Origin of the sequence: Ciceribacter sp. L1K23 (assembly GCF_018122705.1) — a bacterium.
Taxonomy (GTDB): Bacteria; Pseudomonadota; Alphaproteobacteria; order Rhizobiales; family Rhizobiaceae; genus Allorhizobium.
The window spans coordinates 637024-652783 of sequence record NZ_JAGRRC010000001.1; the positions used below are offsets into that span (position 1 = coordinate 637024).

General features: G+C 64.1%; 15 protein-coding genes. 12 read left to right on the top strand and 3 right to left on the bottom strand.

The window, feature by feature from the left end:
• The first annotated feature begins 59 nt into the window (after positions 1-59).
• Positions 60-947 carry an SDR family oxidoreductase gene (locus tag J5J10_RS02830; RefSeq protein WP_211928751.1) on the top strand — a complete coding sequence of 296 codons (888 nt, stop codon included), beginning with the start codon at positions 60-62 and terminating at the stop codon, positions 945-947.
• A gap of 14 nt (positions 948-961) precedes the next feature.
• On the opposite strand, the gene J5J10_RS02835 is transcribed toward J5J10_RS02830, so the two are convergent.
• Positions 962-2419 (bottom strand): protein adenylyltransferase SelO, encoded by a 1458-nt coding sequence (locus J5J10_RS02835; RefSeq protein WP_211928752.1) that lies wholly within the window; start codon positions 2417-2419, stop codon positions 962-964.
• A gap of 221 nt (positions 2420-2640) precedes the next feature.
• Here J5J10_RS02835 and J5J10_RS02840 point away from each other — a divergent pair, with 221 nt between their 5' ends.
• From J5J10_RS02840 to J5J10_RS02860, 5 genes are all read left to right on the top strand, one after another.
• A complete protein-coding gene (locus tag J5J10_RS02840) occupies positions 2641-3195 on the top strand; it encodes a DUF612 domain-containing protein (RefSeq protein WP_211928753.1) in 555 nt (184 codons plus the stop codon).
• A gap of 563 nt (positions 3196-3758) precedes the next feature.
• Positions 3759-4205, top strand: coding sequence for a hypothetical protein (locus J5J10_RS02845; protein WP_211928754.1), 447 nt, complete (start codon positions 3759-3761; stop codon positions 4203-4205).
• Between the two features lie 47 nt (positions 4206-4252).
• A complete protein-coding gene (locus J5J10_RS02850) occupies positions 4253-4621 on the top strand; it encodes a YciI family protein (RefSeq protein WP_211928755.1) in 369 nt (122 codons plus the stop codon).
• Positions 4618-5856 (top strand): DUF6596 domain-containing protein, encoded by a 1239-nt coding sequence (locus J5J10_RS02855; protein ID WP_211928756.1) that lies wholly within the window; start codon positions 4618-4620, stop codon positions 5854-5856. The genes J5J10_RS02850 and J5J10_RS02855 overlap by 4 nt, the downstream gene beginning before the upstream one ends.
• Positions 5857-6066: 210 nt before the next feature.
• Positions 6067-7242, top strand: a complete 1176-nt coding sequence (locus tag J5J10_RS02860) for a peptidase S41 (RefSeq protein ID WP_211928757.1) — start codon at positions 6067-6069, stop codon at positions 7240-7242.
• 12 nt (positions 7243-7254) lie between these two features.
• On the opposite strand, the gene J5J10_RS02865 is transcribed toward J5J10_RS02860, so the two are convergent.
• Positions 7255-7950, bottom strand: coding sequence for an XRE family transcriptional regulator (locus J5J10_RS02865; RefSeq protein WP_249116658.1), 696 nt, complete (start codon positions 7948-7950; stop codon positions 7255-7257).
• 195 nt (positions 7951-8145) lie between these two features.
• On the opposite strand from J5J10_RS02865, the gene J5J10_RS02870 reads away from it, so the two are divergent.
• The 4 genes from J5J10_RS02870 (at position 8146) to J5J10_RS02885 (ending at position 10578) form a co-directional block, all read left to right on the top strand.
• A complete protein-coding gene (locus tag J5J10_RS02870; protein ID WP_211931116.1) occupies positions 8146-8706 on the top strand; it encodes an NADPH-dependent FMN reductase in 561 nt (186 codons plus the stop codon).
• Positions 8707-8805: 99 nt separating this feature from the next.
• Positions 8806-9132, top strand: coding sequence for a metalloregulator ArsR/SmtB family transcription factor (locus J5J10_RS02875; protein ID WP_211928758.1), 327 nt, complete (start codon positions 8806-8808; stop codon positions 9130-9132).
• A gap of 2 nt (positions 9133-9134) precedes the next feature.
• A complete protein-coding gene (locus J5J10_RS02880; protein ID WP_211928759.1) occupies positions 9135-9593 on the top strand; it encodes an SRPBCC domain-containing protein in 459 nt (152 codons plus the stop codon).
• Positions 9594-9777: 184 nt separating this feature from the next.
• Positions 9778-10578, top strand: coding sequence for an endonuclease/exonuclease/phosphatase family protein (locus J5J10_RS02885; protein WP_211928760.1), 801 nt, complete (start codon positions 9778-9780; stop codon positions 10576-10578).
• Positions 10579-10613: 35 nt separating this feature from the next.
• On the opposite strand, the gene J5J10_RS02890 is transcribed toward J5J10_RS02885, so the two are convergent.
• Complete coding sequence (locus J5J10_RS02890; RefSeq protein ID WP_211928761.1) at positions 10614-11513, bottom strand: AraC family transcriptional regulator; 900 nt, start codon at positions 11511-11513, stop codon at positions 10614-10616.
• Between the two features lie 99 nt (positions 11514-11612).
• On the opposite strand from J5J10_RS02890, the gene J5J10_RS02895 reads away from it, so the two are divergent.
• Together J5J10_RS02895 and J5J10_RS02900 are read left to right on the top strand one after the other, a co-directional pair.
• Positions 11613-12365: an SDR family oxidoreductase gene (locus J5J10_RS02895; protein WP_211928762.1), complete on the top strand. Its 753-nt coding sequence runs from the start codon at positions 11613-11615 to the stop codon at positions 12363-12365.
• A 212-nt stretch (positions 12366-12577) separates the two neighbouring features.
• The gene (locus J5J10_RS02900) at positions 12578-15631 is read left to right on the top strand and encodes a PAS domain-containing protein (RefSeq protein ID WP_211928763.1); all 3054 of its coding nucleotides are present in this window, start codon (positions 12578-12580) and stop codon (positions 15629-15631) included.
• Positions 15632-15760: the final 129 nt, after the last annotated feature.

Sequence of the window (15760 nt, forward strand, 5' to 3'; positions counted from 1 at the left end):
TTTAACAGTATATCAGATCTGTCATTGCTTGTCCCGTCACAACTCCAAAGGAAAAGCACATGCGTATTTTCGTTACCGGCGCGACAGGCTTCATCGGCTCGGCCCTCATCCCGGAACTCAAGGCCGCCGGCCATCAGGTTGTCGGCCTCACCCGATCCGAAGAGGGCGCAGCCAAATTGAGGGCGCAAGGGGTCGAGGTGCATCGGGGCACGCTCGAAGAACCGGAAACGCTGACGCGGGGCGCGGAACAGGCCGATGCCGTCATCCACCTCGCCTTTGACCACGACTTCTCGGATTTTCCCGCCAACTGCCGGAAGGACGCGGCAGCGATCGCGGCTCTCGGCGTGCCGCTGATCGGATCGGACCGACCGCTGCTGATCACCTCGGCCGTCGGCATGGGAACCCGCGCGCCCGGCGAGATTGCCCGTGAAGACGTCTTGAACCTTGATCAGAGAAATCCGCGCACGGCGACGGAGAGGGCCGGACAGGATCTGCTGGAGCGCGGCGTCAATGTCACGGCCATCCGCCTGTCGCAGATTCACGACACCCGGCGCCAGGGCCTTGTCAGTTTTCTCCTCGACATCGCCCGCGGGCGCGGACAAGCGGCCTATGTCGGCGGGGGAGACGCCCGCTGGTCGGCCTGCCATGTCGCTGATGCCGCCCGCCTCTATCGACTTGCAGCCGAGAAGGCGACATCCGGCGCGCGCTACAATGCCGTACACGAAGAAGGCATCCGCATGCGGGAGATCGCCGAAGCGATCGGGAAGAGCCTCGACCTGCCCGTCAGATCGATCGCGCCCGACGAAGCCGCCGACGAATTCGGCGCGATGGCGCACTTTGCGGTTCTCGACATGGTGGCATCATCCGCGTGGACGCAGGCTCAGTTGGGCTGGACCCCCTCCGGCCCCTCCTTGCTAGACGACCTCGCGGCCATGCGCCACGCCTGAAATCTCCTGCGGCCTCACGTCCCGCAGAACGTACGCGTCACCACCTGCTCCGGCGTCGGCGGTGTCCGATAGTCCGCGTATTCCGGCTTCTCCGCATAGGGTTCGGCGAGCGCCGCGTGCAGGCGCTCGAAGAAGGAGAAGTCGTCATAGGTGGCGGCCTGGATCGCTTCCTCGATGCGGTGGTTGCGCGGGATGACGGCGGGGTTGACGGCCTCCATCGCGGCCTGCACTTCGGAAGACGTCGCGCCGCGCCTCATGTGCCAGCGGGCGAGCCACGGGGCGGGATCGGCGGGGGCGGACAGAAGAGCGGTGAAACCGCCCTCCTCCGCGCCGCCGGCGAGCTTGCCGAGCGCCCGGAAGGCGAGCGTGAAATCGGCCTCGCCCTGGTGCATCAGCGTCAGCAGGTCGTTGACGAGGTCAAGATCGCCCTCCTCGGCACCCGTCAACCCGAGCTTCAGGCGGAAGGCATCGAGCCAGGCCTGCTGGAAGACCCGGCCATAATCCACCAACATGGCGTTGGCCGCCTCGACCGCTCTGTCCTGATCCGCGTCCAGCAGCGGCAGCAACGCTTCGGCAAGACGCGCCAGGTTCCACTGGCCGATGCCCGGCTGGTTGGAATAGGCATAGCGGCCCTGCCGGTCGATGGAGGAAAACACCTTCATCGGATCGAAGGCATCCATGAAGGCGCAAGGGCCGAAATCGATGGTTTCGCCTGAGATCGTCATGTTGTCGGTGTTCATAACGCCATGGATGAAGCCGACCGACATCCAGCGCGCGATGAGCCGCGCCTGCCTGTCGGCCACGCCCCTGAGCAGGCCGAGATAGGGGCTTTCAGAACCCGCAAGCTCCGGATAGTGGCGGGCGATGGCATGGTCGGCGAGCGCCTTGACCGCCTCGTGGTCCTCGCGCGCGGCGAAATACTGGAAGGTGCCGATGCGGATATGGCTCGACGCGACGCGGGTGAAGACGGCACCCGGCAGGACGGTTTCGCGGATGACAGGCTCGCCGGTAAGCACCGCGGCGAGCGCCCGCGTCGTCGGAATGCCGAGCGCGTGCATCGCCTCCGACACGATATATTCGCGGATGACGGGACCGAGTGCGGCCTTGCCGTCGCCGGCGCGCGAAAACGGCGTCTCGCCCGAGCCTTTGAGATGAATGTCGCGGCGGCGGCCCTCACGATCCACCACCTCGCCCAGCAGCAGCGCCCGGCCATCGCCAAGCTGCGGATTGAAATGGCCGAACTGGTGGCCGGCATAGGCCATGGCGATGGGGGCGGCGCCATCAGGCACCCGCGCGCCGCCGAAGAGCGCCGCGAGATCGTCGTCCGACAGCCCCTCGACATCGATGCGGAGTTCCTCGGCCAGCGCATGGTTGAAGCGGATCAGCTTCGGCTGCGGCGCCACCGCCGGGCGCACCAGCCGGTAGAGCCGGTCGGGCAGCCGCATGTAGCTGTTGTCGAAGGATATGCGCATGGGTTTTGCCTTTCGCCGGCCTCGTCCGTCTGGCCGTCCTTGCCCCCAATATGGCGTCTAACCCGGACGGGACAAGCATGATCCACAACCGTGTTGTCGCCTGGGGACGATCAAGGCCAAATTTGGGTTGATCGGCATGGGCACCTGTCGCAGTTTCGCCGGGGACAGTAGTGTCGCGCGCGAACAACGCGGCGTTGCACAGTTACTTTGGGGGTATGATCATGAAATTCCGTCTTGCGGCGATCGTTGCGATCGCAGGCGCGATCCTTGCCGGCTGCACCACCACCGAGGAGGCCCAGCAGGTCATCCAGTCACGCTGGATCGGCCAGCCGGTGGAAGTCTTCTTCACGCAGTACGGCCCGCCCTATGCCGAATATCCGATGGCGAGCGGCGCCACGATCTACAGCTGGCGCGGCGGCGACACGACCCGCTACATCGCCCCGACCTACGCAACCCCGGCGGAAAGCGAACAGGTGATCAAGAAGACCACCACCAAGACGACAACGGAAACGGGCAAGAAAAACAAGAAAGACAAGGACAAGAAGAAAAATAAGGACAAGAAGGTCACCGAGACCACCACGACCACCACGGTCGTCGTGCCGCAGCAGCCGCAAATGATCTCGCCGCCGCGCTACGAGGACCTGTTCTGCGAACTGCAGATCACCGCCGACACGACAAGCCGCATCATCGCCATCCGCGCGACGAACGATACGGACGGGGAAGGACTGAGCTTTTCGCGGTGCGCGGAGGTTTTGAACGCGCATCCGCAGAAGTGAGGGTGTGAGGTTTGGGAAAACGGCGGGGGCCGTCGTGGGGACGGCCTCTGGGGGGTGAGATGGTGATCCGCTGCGACGGAAGATAATGGGTCGATAGATGACGGTCCGCTTCCGTCGTGCCAAGAACAGAAGCGGACGCATCAGATCTGGGACGCGCGTCAAATCTCAGTCCGCATCCTTCCGTCACGGTCCACAAAGAAGCGAATTGCCCAGATCTGATGCTGCTTCAGGGGTTTCTTGACGCCAACTTGTTTGCCCGCGTTCCAAGCCGGTCGACCCTGTGCACTAGGATCACATTGTGAGATACCCATTTCAGTTTTCCTCTGGCCACCATTGGCCAAAGAGAAAACGCGCATCTTCCGCTTAGCTCACGGGGCGGGAAGCGGACCGGCGGTTTGTTGGAAGCACGGTCTTCGTTTCCGGGCTTACGTCCGCCATCCCTATCCGCTTCTTATTTTCGGAAGGGTAGAAAATATCTACCTAGTCTGTCGAAATCGACTGTTGTTGCGTGTCATCCGTTCAGAAGCCTCCGTCCCGGACGCTTCAGACAGATGGAGGCACCCATGTCCAACAGCATTCTCCCAACCGTATCGTCGCCACGCGCACCCGTCTGGTTTCTTGCGGCCAGTGTGGGCGGCATCGCATGGAACATCTTTGGCTTAGTCCAGCTTGCGGGATCCTTCGTCGCAACCGAAGAGAGCCTGATCGCTTCAGGACTGACCGCCAATCAGGCGGCGGTCATGACTGGCTATCCCGGCTGGATGACCCTTGCCTTCGCCCTCGGGGTCTTCGGCGGCCTTGCAGGCAGCGTGCTTCTGCTTTTCCGCCTGAACATCGCCAAGCCGGTGCTCGCCATCTCTCTGGCTGCCTATGTTGCGCTTTGGATCGGGGATGCCCTCCACGGTGTTTTCGCAGCGATGGGCATGCCGCAGATCGTCATCCTAACCACTGTCGTGGCCATCGCGGCCGTGCTGTTCGCCCTCAGCCGGCACCCGGCCGCAAGGGCCTGATTTTCTCTCTTCGTCCGTGATAACCTAAAGCAAAAGGAGACCTCTCAATGCAATTCATGCTCATTCTGAACGAGACGTCAGACGACTTCGCCCGTCGCAATGATCCCACACAGGCAAACGACTACTGGGGCGGATGGACAGCCTTTATCAACGCGATGGCGCAGGCGGGGGTTGTCGTCAAGGGTGACGGCCTCCATGCGCCCCATACTGCAACGACCCTGCGTGTCCGGGATGGCAAGCGGGTCGTCGAGGACGGCCCGTTCGCTGATACCAAAGAGCAGCTTGCCGGCTACTTCATCATCGAGGTGCCGGACCTTGATGATGCGTTGGACTGGGCGGCGAAGGCGCCCTCTGCCTTGACGGCCTCGGTCGAGGTGCGGCCCGTGCTGCCGCCGATGCCTACGCCAGGGCAATGACAGGCCAACTGGATCCAAAAGACGCGCAGTGGGCCGCCGAACAGGCGGCCCGCTGGAGCTATGGCAGGTTGCTGTCCGTTCTTGCAGCGCGAGACCGTGATATTGCGGCTGCCGAAGATGCATTGTCCGAGGCTCTTCTTGTCGCCCTTCGGGTCTGGCCGGAGACCGGGGTCCCCTTGAATCCGGAAGGCTGGCTGCTGACGACAGCCAGAAACCGGCGAAAGAATGATGCGCGGGCGCAGTCCGTTCGGCGGGCTGCGGAGCCAGATTTGATCCGGCGGTTCGACACGTCCCATGACGATGCGCCAGTCGGCGACGATCGCCTCAAACTGATGTTCGTTTGTGCACATCCTGCGATCGACCCCGCAGCGCGTGCTCCCCTTATCTTGCAGACCGTACTGGGGATCGATGCGGGAACCATCGGCAAGGCCTTCCTGGTTGAACCCGCCGCGATGTCGCAACGCCTCGTTCGTGCCAAGTCGCGTATCCGGGACGCCGGGCTCCGCTTCGCGATCCCCGAGCCTGCCGATCTGCCGGAACGCCTCGGAGCGGTGCTGGACGCGATCTATGCGGCCTTCGGGCAAGGCTGGGACAGTCTCGATACCCCCGACGCGCCGGACGCGTTGACGGGGGAAGCCATCTGGCTCGCACGGCTGGTTGCGGAGCAGATGGCGGAGGAACCAGAGCCGAAGGGCCTCTTGGCGCTGATGCTCTATTGCAGCGCACGACGCCGGGCGCGCCGGGACGCGAACGGACGCTTCGTGCCGCTCGACCGGCAGGATGCCGGTCTGTGGGACCGCACCCGCATCATCGAAGCCGAGGGGCTTCTCACGGCCGCAGCACGCGCCGGCCGCTTCGGCCGCTATCAATGCGAGGCGGCCATCCAGTCGGTCCACATCCAACGGCCGATCACCGGACACTTGAACCTGAGTGCTCTTCGAGCGCTGTACGACCTACTGGTATCCAAATCCGACAGTATCGGCGCACGGATCAGTCGCGCAGTTGTTCTCGCTGAACAGGGACAGGTCGCTGACGCGCTGGACGAACTCGCAGTTTTGCCCATGGAGCGAGTAAAAAGGTATCAGCCCTGGTGGGTAGCGCGGAGTCGGTGTGCGTCTCTCGCGGGGCAGACGGATCTCGCAGCGGAAGCCCTGTCGGTCGCGATTTCGTTGACCGAGGACGCCGCCGTCAGGACGTTTCTCCTCGAACAGCTTCAATCGCTCAAGTCGGGGTGAGATTGCCGTCCTTCTCGTGCGAAGAACCGGTAAATGATAGCTTTCCGCCCGTGCCGAATCTGTGTTCAGCCTGAACAAACAGCAGTTTTTGGGCGAAACACGGTTAATCTTGGAAGTCCGGAATGAAGGCGCAAAGCCGCCCTCGCCCGCATCTCAAACTCCGGCACTGCGATCTGGACATCGCCGCCCAACTCTGCGCACCGTGGCCCCATGTCCCTCACGCAAGACCTCGACAAAATTCTGGACGCCGTCCTGCCAGGCGATCCGAGCTTTCGGCGGATCGAGCCAGCGGTGATGGACGATCGCATCCGTGATGCCAGACGATGGGCTTCGGAAGGCTCGAAGGAGGCCTTTCTGTTGGCCGCGATGCGGCTGCTGGCGCTTCCCGGCAACGGGCACACGCGGCTGATACCGAACGATGGCATCCAGGTGCTGCCGCTCAGGTTCGTGAGCCTCGGGACGGCGGTGCGGCTGATGGCGACGGCGCTGGAAACCGAGGCACCACGGGGCGAGCTGGTCGCGGTCAACGGCACGCCCGTGGACGAAATCGAAGCGGCCGCCGCGACATTTCTGGCGGGAACGCCTCAGCGAAAGCGGGTCATCGGGCCGATCCTTCTCGCATGGCCGCATGCCCTGGCGCGCCTCGGTTTTTCCTCGAACCGGGACACGACGGAGTATCGCCTGAGAGACGACAACGGGCGGATCACCGATCTGACGGTGGAGAACGGGCGGACGGTTCCCGCATCGATGCTCTACCCGAGAAGCGAGCATGGCAGGGCCGATCCGGCCTGGAAACCCGGGAGTTTGGCGGAGATCACCGACTGGCTTGGGCTCGGGCTTTCGATCGTGTTGCCGAGTTTCTTCGATCCGGATCGGCGTGCGCTGCCGGAAGCGATCGCGGGCGCGGCGAAGCATGTCAGGACCGGACCGAGCAGGAACCTTCTGATCGACGTTCGCGGCAACACCGGCGGCGACTTCCTCAAAACGCTGCCGCTGGTCGACGCCATCTGTGAAGACCAAAGCCGGCGGTTCGCCGTGCTCGTCGACAAATTCACGTTTTCCGCCGCGGTCGTGTTTGTCGCCATCCTCAGGCATTGGCTGGGAGATCGGCTCACAGTCATCGGCGAAGAGATGGGCGACGGCTTCACGTTTTTCGCCGAGGGCGGCCTGCTCGATCTGCCGGTCAGCGGCGCGGTCGTCCGATACTCGACAGCCTTTCACGACTGGGAGAACGGAACGAGCGACGAGACCACACCGCCCGAGATCGCCCGGCACCTGGTCCCGGCGGGAAAGCTGGTCCTGGACCGGGAATGGGTGGAAACGTCTACCGCTGAGAACGCAGAGGGCCGGCTTTATCGACAGGTTCTGACAAGCCTGGACGACTAGGCGGAGCCCACCTCACGCCGCATCCCGAACCTTGACTTCGATCTCCAGGTGCGCCGCCGCCGCGATGTTGACGAGCGTGTCGAGGGTGAATTCGGCGAGCTTGCCGGCGAGCAGGTCGTCGGCGCGGGCGGGAGACAGCCCGAGGCGTCTGGCGGCCTCCTCCGGCGGCAGGTTCCAGGCCAGGACCGCCTTGCGGATTTCGTAGAGCAGCGCCGAGCGCAGCTTCAGGTTGGCGGCTTCCTCCGACGTATCGGCCACCGCTTCGTTTGTTGATGCGGAGACGGGTTGCGGCCACTCGAGAAACCGAAACGACACGAGATCGATGAACAGCCCGTAGGCCAGGACCAACCCGATGAAACTCGCCAGTACGTCAGCCGGGCTCAAGGGGGAGAAGGCAGTGGAAAATCGATGCACGAGCGACAAACCCACAAGGAAGCCGGCAGCCAACAGGTATCGCCGATTTCGCAGCACCACACTGGTTTTTTCATCAAGATACGTGGCGTACTTCACCCTGTTGCTGATCAACTCGTGGGCGGAAAAAGCGAGGCTGAGGCCGAAGAACGCCAACAGGTAAAGCGGGATAGGCCGTGCCTCCTCAATGCGACCGAGAAACATCATCACGCAGTAATAGGCCAGCGCGATCGACCCAAAGACCGCAAAACTCAGAAACTGGAGTGTGACGACGGCCCTGAGGCCAAATTTCATCATTAACAATAGAGGCTCCCGTGGCACGCGTAAGTTCCTGACCCGGACGATAGCCGCAAAGGTCGGAGACCACTAGCAGCGGTTGCACCACGCTCGTGCGAAGGTAAACAAAGCGATAGAGGCACACGGATGTTTACCATCCCGCCCTCCCCCGCCCGGCCGATTGCCGGCGGTCGTCCGGCGCGATACGGTCGGGCGATGAGGATACTGGCGATATCGGGCAGCGCGCGGCGGGGATCGAGCAATACGGGGCTTTTGCGGGCCCTGGCCGCGGTCGCGCCCAAGGGCATGGTTGTCGACGTGTTCAACGGCATAGGCGATCTTCCGGTGTTTTCGCCCGATCTGGAGGGGCCGGAGCGGCCGGCGGGCGTGCAGGCGTTTCAAAGGCGGATTGCAGAGAGCGACGGCATCCTGATCTCCAGCCCCGAATATGTCAGGAGCATTCCCGGCGGGCTGAAGAATGCGATCGACTGGCTGGTCTCCGGCGACGAGATCGTCGGCAAACCGATCGCCCTCGCCCATGCCTCGCATCGCGGCGACGACATGCTGACGGCGCTGCGCACCGTGCTGTCGACCGTCAGTTCCGGCTTCAATGAGACCCTGTTCTTCCGGCTGCCGGTGATGAAGGAGACGCCGGAGGCGATCCGCGCGCGTCTCGACACACCGGAAAACCGGCAGGCCGCCGAGCGATTCCTTGAGGACTTCGCCGCCTTCTGCCGCAACCGGGCAACGGACCGGGCCGAGTCCATGACGCTCTAGCCGGCATGGCGGCTGCGGCGCGCGTCCTTGGTGGGTAAATAGATAGCCGTACGGCTACCTGTCTTGACGATTGTCTGCCACAAGCCTATAGGTAGCCATATGGATACCTATCGACAAGACCTTCCGCGCATCTTCGGCGCGCTCTCCGACCCGACGCGGCTTGCGGTGATCGACCGGCTGCTCGACGGGCCGGCCTCGGTCAGCGCGCTGGCCGCTCCGTTCGAGATGGCGGGGCCGTCCTTTCTCAAGCATCTGAAGGTGCTGGAGGAAGCCGGCCTCGTCGTCTCCGCCAAGGCCGGGCGGGTGCGGACGGTGGGGATCGTGCCGGAAACGCTGTCCTGGGTCGACCACTGGGTCCGGCATCACCGGGCGCGCCTGGAAGCCAGCCTCGACCGGCTGGGTGTTTTTCTCGATCAGGAGCAATAATCATGACGCCAGCCGCGCAGGAACACAGGACCATTACCGTCGAACGCATCTACCCGAACTGCGTCGACCATGTCTGGGCCGCATGGTCGATCGCCGAAAAGAAGCGGGCCTGGTTTGGCGAAGGGCTGAAGGACTTCGACTTCCGCGAGGGCGGCGTCGAGCGGAGCGGTTTCGACACCGACATGGGCACGCATGCCAACGAGACCCGTTACTTCGAGATCAGCGCCAAGACACGCATCGTCTTCGCCTATTCCATGGCGCTGAACGGACGCATCCACACGGTGTCGCTGGCAACGGTGCTGTTTGCCGACCATGGCGGCGGAACGAAGCTCACCTATGTGGAACAGCTCTGCGTGATCCCGCCCAGCGACGGCGCCGAAGGCCGCGAACACGGATGGCGGGCACTGCTGGAAAGCCTCGCGGCCTATCTCGCCGAGGATACCCGCGCCAAAAAAGGCTGACGGCGGCACTCCCACCCGTCTCGTGACCGCCACCGACACGCGCTCGCCGAGAAGGCATCGGCCACGTCGGTGAAGGCTACCTTCGGCCATTCGCTGCCCCCGCCAGAGGAGTCCGACGAGGCCGTATTGCCGACCGCCTTCGAACTCGCCAATATCCGGCCTGCGATGTTCGAGAGGTGGGCCCGTGAGGATAATGTGCCTGAATGGCTGGGGCGGGAGGCTGCATGACGCATTGCTTCCCTATGTCGAAGCCACCGCGCCTGACATCCTATGCCTGCAGGAGGTCATTCACAGTCCGGCCTCCGAGAAGGACTGGCTGACCTATCGCGATGGCGACCACATTCTGCCGCAGCGCGCGAACTTCTTTCGCGACGTCTCCCGTGCCCTGCCCGATCACCTCGCGATCTTCTGCCCGGCGGCCCAGGGCGTTCTGTGGGATGGGGACCGGTCCATTCCGTCGCAATGGGGACTGGCGACCTTCGTGCATCGGTCCCTGCCGATCATCGGGCAGGTACAAGGGTTCGTTCACAAGGACTATTCCCCCGACGGATACGGTGAACATCCGCGATCCCGCACCGCGCACGGAGTTCGGGTTTACGACCCCGTCGCAAATCGGCCGGTCAGCGTCACGCATATGCATGGACTGCGCGATCTGAATGGCAAGGCCGACACACCGGAACGCGCCGAGCAGGGAAGGAAGCTGCTCGGCATGTCCAGGATGCTCTCCACGCCGCAAGATCTGGTCGTGGTCTGCGGCGACTTCAATGTCGAGCCCGGAAGCGAGACGCTTGCGATATTGTCCGGGGATGGACTGACCGAGCTGGTCACCGGACGTGGCTTCGACGGGACCCGAAGCTCGCATTACACGAAGCCGGGCCGGTTCGCGGATTACATGCTTGTCAGTCGAGAAGCAGCGGTCAAAGACTTCGATGTAGTCAGGGATCCCGAGGTTTCCGATCACTGCCCGCTGCTGCTCGACCTGTAGTCTCTGGCTCCGCGGTTATCCGCAGGACAGCACAATCACTCTATCCTCCGCGCATACACCGACGGCGGCACGCCCACGGTCCTTGTGAACGCCACCGAAAACGCGCTGGCCGAGCTGTAGCCGAGGCGTTCGGCGATGTCTGTCAGCGCGCCCTCGCCGCGGGTGAGGAAAGTCTTGGCGAGCGCCATGCGCCAGGAAAGCAGGTAGTCCATAGGCGTGACGCCGACCGCGCGGGTGAAGCGGTCGAAGAAGGCGGAGCGGGAGAGAGCGGCCTCGCGGGCGAGGGCGGCGACCGTCCAGCTGCGGCCGGGCTCGGCGTGCATCAGGCGAAGCGCTTCAGACAGCCTTGCGTCGGACAGCCCGCGCAGAAGGCCGGGCGCGGCGGTGGGGCCGGACGAGGAGCGCAGCGCCTCGATCAGCATGACCTCCAGAAGCCGCTCCAGCACGACCTCGCGGGCCGGTCGCTCCGCCCTCGCCTCTTCGGTAACGAGCTCGACGATCATCGACAGCCGCCGGTCGCCGCTCACATGCACGACATCGGGCAGGAGCGGTACCAGCAGGTCGGCATCCGGAGAGCCGAAGGAGAAATGGCCGATCAGCATGCGGGCATCGGCCGGCGCATCCGGGTCGCCGTGCCGGGTCTCGCCAGGAAGCAGCGTCACCACGTCGGGATCGGTCTCGCCGGCGGCGGCCGGTCCGGTGCTTGACATCGTGAAACCGAAGGCGGCGGGGACCAGCACGAAATCGCCGGCCTTCAGATCGACGGGTGCACGCCCGTCGACGGCAAGCCGGGCGGTGCCTTCCATCAGCACGCAATAGAACGGCCCGCCGCTTTCCTGCCGCCGCACACGCCAGGCGCCGGCGCCGCTCGCGATCTTAGAGCGCAGCGCGCTGGGCTGCAGCAGGTTGAAGATATCGGACACCGGATCTGTCAAAACAGGACTCATTCGAATGCATTGCGGATTTCTGATCATAAACAGTCCGACATCTCCCGTCTAGGATAGGTTCATCGAAACGAACGAAGGACGTCTCCCATGAACACAATCCTGATCACCGGCTGCTCCTCGGGGTTCGGCGCCGATATCGCCCGGCATTTCCTCGGGCATGGCTGGAAGGTCGTCGCGACGATGCGCACGCCCCGCGCCGATGTGCTGCCGGCCTCCGACCGCCTGACCATCCTGCCGCTCGATGTCACCGATCCGGCCAGCATCGCCTCGGCGGTCGCGGCGGCGGGCCCGATCGACGCGCTGGTCAACAATGCCGGTATCGGCTGGCTGAACGCGCTGGAAGGCACCCCGCTGGAAATCGCCCGCGACCTCTTCAAGACAAATACGCTCGGCACGATCGCGATGACGCAGGCCGTGCTGCCGCAGCTTCGCGAGCGGCGGGCGGGCGTCATCGTCAACGTCAGCTCGTCGGTGACGCTGAAGCCGCTGCCCCTGCTCTCGGTCTATACCGCCAGCAAGGCGGCGGTGAACGCCTTTACCGAAGTACTGGCACTGGAACTCGAACCCTTCGGCGTGCGCACCCATCTGGTCCTGCCGGGACGGGCGCCGGAGACGAGCTTCGGCGCCAATGCCCGGGCACGCCTGCCGGAGGGCAATCCTTTCCCAGAGGCCTATGGCGATCTCGTCCAGCGCGTCTTCGCCGGCTGGGCCGAGGATACCGGTCCGGTGACGACCATCGAGGACGTAACCGGGGCCGTCTGGCGCGCCGTGACCGACCCGACCGCTCCGCTCAGCATTCCCGCCGGCGCGGATGCCGAGGCGCTGGCAAAGGCAGGCTGACCGCAATTGCCCGGCGTTTGCGCCACTCCTTCCCGGTGATGCCGATCCCGTGCAGGTATCACCGGCCAAGACAGGAGACAGCGGCACAGAACCATCGCGGAAACCGTAAAGAGGCGGCCCCAAACAACACACGCGCCGGAAAAATCGACGGCTGACGCGCTTGGTATGCCGCATACGTTGACAGGGGAAATTCCTTCTGCCACGAGGCTTGAATGGAAGATCGTCAGCCGCTTGGCATCGTGCTCTCTCCGGAGCTAGAGGCCTTCATAAACGAGAGCGTTGCGTCCGGCGGTTATTCCGGCGCTGACGATGTCATCAGCGCCGCCCTGCGGGCGATGAAGGAGCGCGCGGGCCGACCTTCCGGAGAATGGCTGATCGGTGGCGGCATCTGCGGCAGGCTTATCCGTGAAAAGGACTGGAGCGAGACTGCGCTCGGGCCTTCCGACACATGGTCGCTGACACTGCGCACGACAGTTGCGAACGTCGCCAATTCCCCGGTCGCCAAGGTGCTGATGTGGGGTCCCGATCATGTGATGATCTACAACGATCCTTATATCGATATCGCCGGCGCCAATCATCCGGCCGCGCTTGGCGGCACCGTGCCGGGGATATGGCCGGAGATCTGGGACTGGAACCGCGAGATGCTGGAAGCCGGCTTCCGCGGCGAGCTCCGCTCCTACCGCGACCAGCCTCTGGTTCTCGTCCGCAACGGCGTGTCGAAGACTTTCATCTTCGATCTGTTCTACACCCCGGTCTACGAGGAGGACGGCTCCGTCGGCGGGGTGCTGTGCACCGTCGTCGACAACAGCGACCGGGCGGAGATGGAAAAACGGCTGGCTGCAAGCGAGGCCGAGCTTCGCCACGTCACCGATGCGGTGCCGATGCTGATTTCCTATGTCGACCGCGACCATATCTACCGCTTTGCCAACGCCACCTATGCGGAGTGGTTCGGCGTCGATCTCGAAAACGTCATTGGGCGTCACGTCCGAGACACGATCGGCGAGACCGTCTATGCCAATCGACGCTCCGCTATCGACCGGGCACTGGCAGGAGAAAGCTTTACCGACGAGGCCAATCTCGGCGTGAGAAGCGGCAAGCCGTTGCGCCTGGAAATCCGATACATTCCGCGCGTCGAGCCTGATGGATCGATCCCCGGCGTCTACATCCTCGGCATCGACATCGGCGAGCGGGCTGACCGCGAGGCCGAGCTGGCTGCCAGCAATAGCCGCTTCCGTGCCGCGATGCAGGCAATACACGGCGTGCTCTGGACCAATAGCGCCGACGGCCGGATGCTGGGTGACCAGGCCGGCTGGATGGCTCTCACAGGCCAGACCGAAGAGCAATACAGCGGCTACGGCTGGGCAAACGCAATCCATCCGGAGGATCGCGCGGGGACCGTCGAAGCGTGGCAGAGGTCGGTCGCCACCAAGAGCATTTTCGTCTACGAACACCGGGTTTGCCGACATGACGGCGAGTGGCGCCGTTTTGCCGTGCGGGCCCTGCCGATCATTGGCCCGGACGGAGATATCCTCGAATGGGTGGGCGTCCACACCGACATCACTCATCAGCGCGCGGCCGAAGAGGCTCTGCGCCAGCTGAACGAGACGCTGGAAGCCCGCGTCATCGCCGAAATCGAGGAGCGCCGGCAGGCCGAAGCCAAGCTCGCCCAGGCCCAGAAGATGGAAACCATCGGCAAGCTGACCGGCGGCGTGGCGCACGACTTCAACAACATCCTGCAGGTCGTCTCCGGCAACCTGCAGCTACTGGCGCGCGATGCCGAAGGAAACGAGCGGGTCGAGGCCCGGATCGCCAACGCGCTCGCGGGCGTGGCGCGCGGCTCCAAGCTTGCCAGCCAGCTGCTCGCCTTTGGGCGGCGGCAGGCGCTCGAACCGAAGGTCGTCAACATCAGCCGCTTCGTCCGCGACATGGACGACATGATCCGCCGCGCGATCGGCGAGGCGATCGAGGTGGAAACCGTGGTCGGCGGCGGTCTCTGGAACAGCTTCATCGACCCGAACCAGATCGAGAATGCCCTCCTCAACCTGGCGATCAACGCCCGCGACGCCATGGACGGCCAGGGCAAGCTGACGATCGAGCTCGCCAATACGCGCCTCGATGACGACTATTCGCTGAGCCATGATGACGTGACGCCGGGCCAGTATGTGATGATGGCGGTGACCGACACGGGCTGCGGCATGCCACCCGAGATCATCGACAAGGTGTTCGAGCCGTTTTTCTCCACCAAGGCGGAAGGCAAGGGCTCGGGCCTAGGTCTTTCAATGGTCTACGGCTTCGTCAAGCAGTCGGGCGGACACGTCAAGATCTACTCGGAAGTCGGCCACGGAACGACCATCAAGCTCTACCTGCCGCGCGCCCACGAATCGGAAGACGTGGCCGTTATCACAAATAACGGCCCGGTCACCGGCGGTTCGGAAACCGTGCTCGTTGTCGAGGACGATCCGCCGGTGCGCGAGACGGTCGTGGCGATGCTTGCCGATCTCGGCTACCGTGTGCTGCAGGCGGTGGATGCCGCAAGCGCGCTGATCGTGATCGAAAGCGGCATTCCGATCGACCTTCTGTTCACCGACGTGGTGATGCCCGGCAAGCTGAAAAGCCCTGAGATGGCGCGCAAGGCCAAGGAGCGGCTGCCCAACCTCGCGGTCCTCTTCACCTCCGGCTACACTGAAAACTCCATCGTCCACGGCGGCAGGCTGGATCCCGGCGTCGAACTGCTGTCGAAGCCCTATACCCGCGAGGCGCTGGCCCGGAAAATCCGCCATGTTCTCGCCAACACCGCGCAGAGGACCGCAACCGCGCGGCCCGCCGCGACCGAGGCGCTGCAGCAACCGAACCGGGAGCCGCAGCCGACGTCGATGGAACTACCCCCGACGGCCGAGGCCCCTGCCCGGTTCACGGTGCTGCTGGTCGAGGACGACGGATTGATCCGCATGAGCACGGCCGATGCTTTCCAGGAAGCGGGTTTCCAGGTGATGGAAGCCGCCGACGGGCAGGAAGCCCTGACCGTGCTGGAGAGCACGGATGTCGACGCGCTGGTCACGGATGTCAACCTGCCGCGCGTGTCGGGCCGCGAGCTCGCAGCGCGATGCCGGACGATGCGGCCCGATGCCCTCGTGGTCTTCACGACCGGCGACCCCGGCAGCGTCAGCGACGAATCGAACGCGCTTGTGTTTTCCAAACCCTACGATCCCGACCGGCTGGCAAAGGAAATCCACCTGCGCTGCGCCGGGCGCCAGACGTCGGCCTGACATTCATGCGCAGAAAAAAGCCGGCCGATGTCGTGAAGGCGCCATCGGCGCGGCGCGTTTTCGCAGGCGTGGCGACCCAGCCAAGCGCATTCTGCGGATCGAAAGCTTTTGCCGTTTACAGCGATTGAA

Excerpts from the sequence above, each read along its gene's own strand:
- J5J10_RS02830 (WP_211928751.1), top strand. The coding sequence starts at position 60 with ATGCGTATTTTCGTTACCGGCGCGACAGGCTTCATCGGCTCGGCCCTC.
- J5J10_RS02835 (WP_211928752.1), bottom strand. The coding sequence starts at position 2,419 with ATGCGCATATCCTTCGACAACAGCTACATGCGGCTGCCCGACCGGCTC.
- J5J10_RS02840 (WP_211928753.1), top strand. The coding sequence starts at position 2,641 with ATGAAATTCCGTCTTGCGGCGATCGTTGCGATCGCAGGCGCGATCCTT.
- J5J10_RS02845 (WP_211928754.1), top strand. The coding sequence starts at position 3,759 with ATGTCCAACAGCATTCTCCCAACCGTATCGTCGCCACGCGCACCCGTC.
- J5J10_RS02850 (WP_211928755.1), top strand. The coding sequence starts at position 4,253 with ATGCAATTCATGCTCATTCTGAACGAGACGTCAGACGACTTCGCCCGT.
- J5J10_RS02855 (WP_211928756.1), top strand. The coding sequence starts at position 4,618 with ATGACAGGCCAACTGGATCCAAAAGACGCGCAGTGGGCCGCCGAACAG.
- J5J10_RS02860 (WP_211928757.1), top strand. The coding sequence starts at position 6,067 with ATGTCCCTCACGCAAGACCTCGACAAAATTCTGGACGCCGTCCTGCCA.
- J5J10_RS02865 (WP_249116658.1), bottom strand. The coding sequence starts at position 7,950 with ATGATGAAATTTGGCCTCAGGGCCGTCGTCACACTCCAGTTTCTGAGT.
- J5J10_RS02870 (WP_211931116.1), top strand. The coding sequence starts at position 8,146 with ATGAGGATACTGGCGATATCGGGCAGCGCGCGGCGGGGATCGAGCAAT.
- J5J10_RS02875 (WP_211928758.1), top strand. The coding sequence starts at position 8,806 with ATGGATACCTATCGACAAGACCTTCCGCGCATCTTCGGCGCGCTCTCC.
- J5J10_RS02880 (WP_211928759.1), top strand. The coding sequence starts at position 9,135 with ATGACGCCAGCCGCGCAGGAACACAGGACCATTACCGTCGAACGCATC.
- J5J10_RS02895 (WP_211928762.1), top strand. The coding sequence starts at position 11,613 with ATGAACACAATCCTGATCACCGGCTGCTCCTCGGGGTTCGGCGCCGAT.
- J5J10_RS02900 (WP_211928763.1), top strand. The coding sequence starts at position 12,578 with ATGGAAGATCGTCAGCCGCTTGGCATCGTGCTCTCTCCGGAGCTAGAG.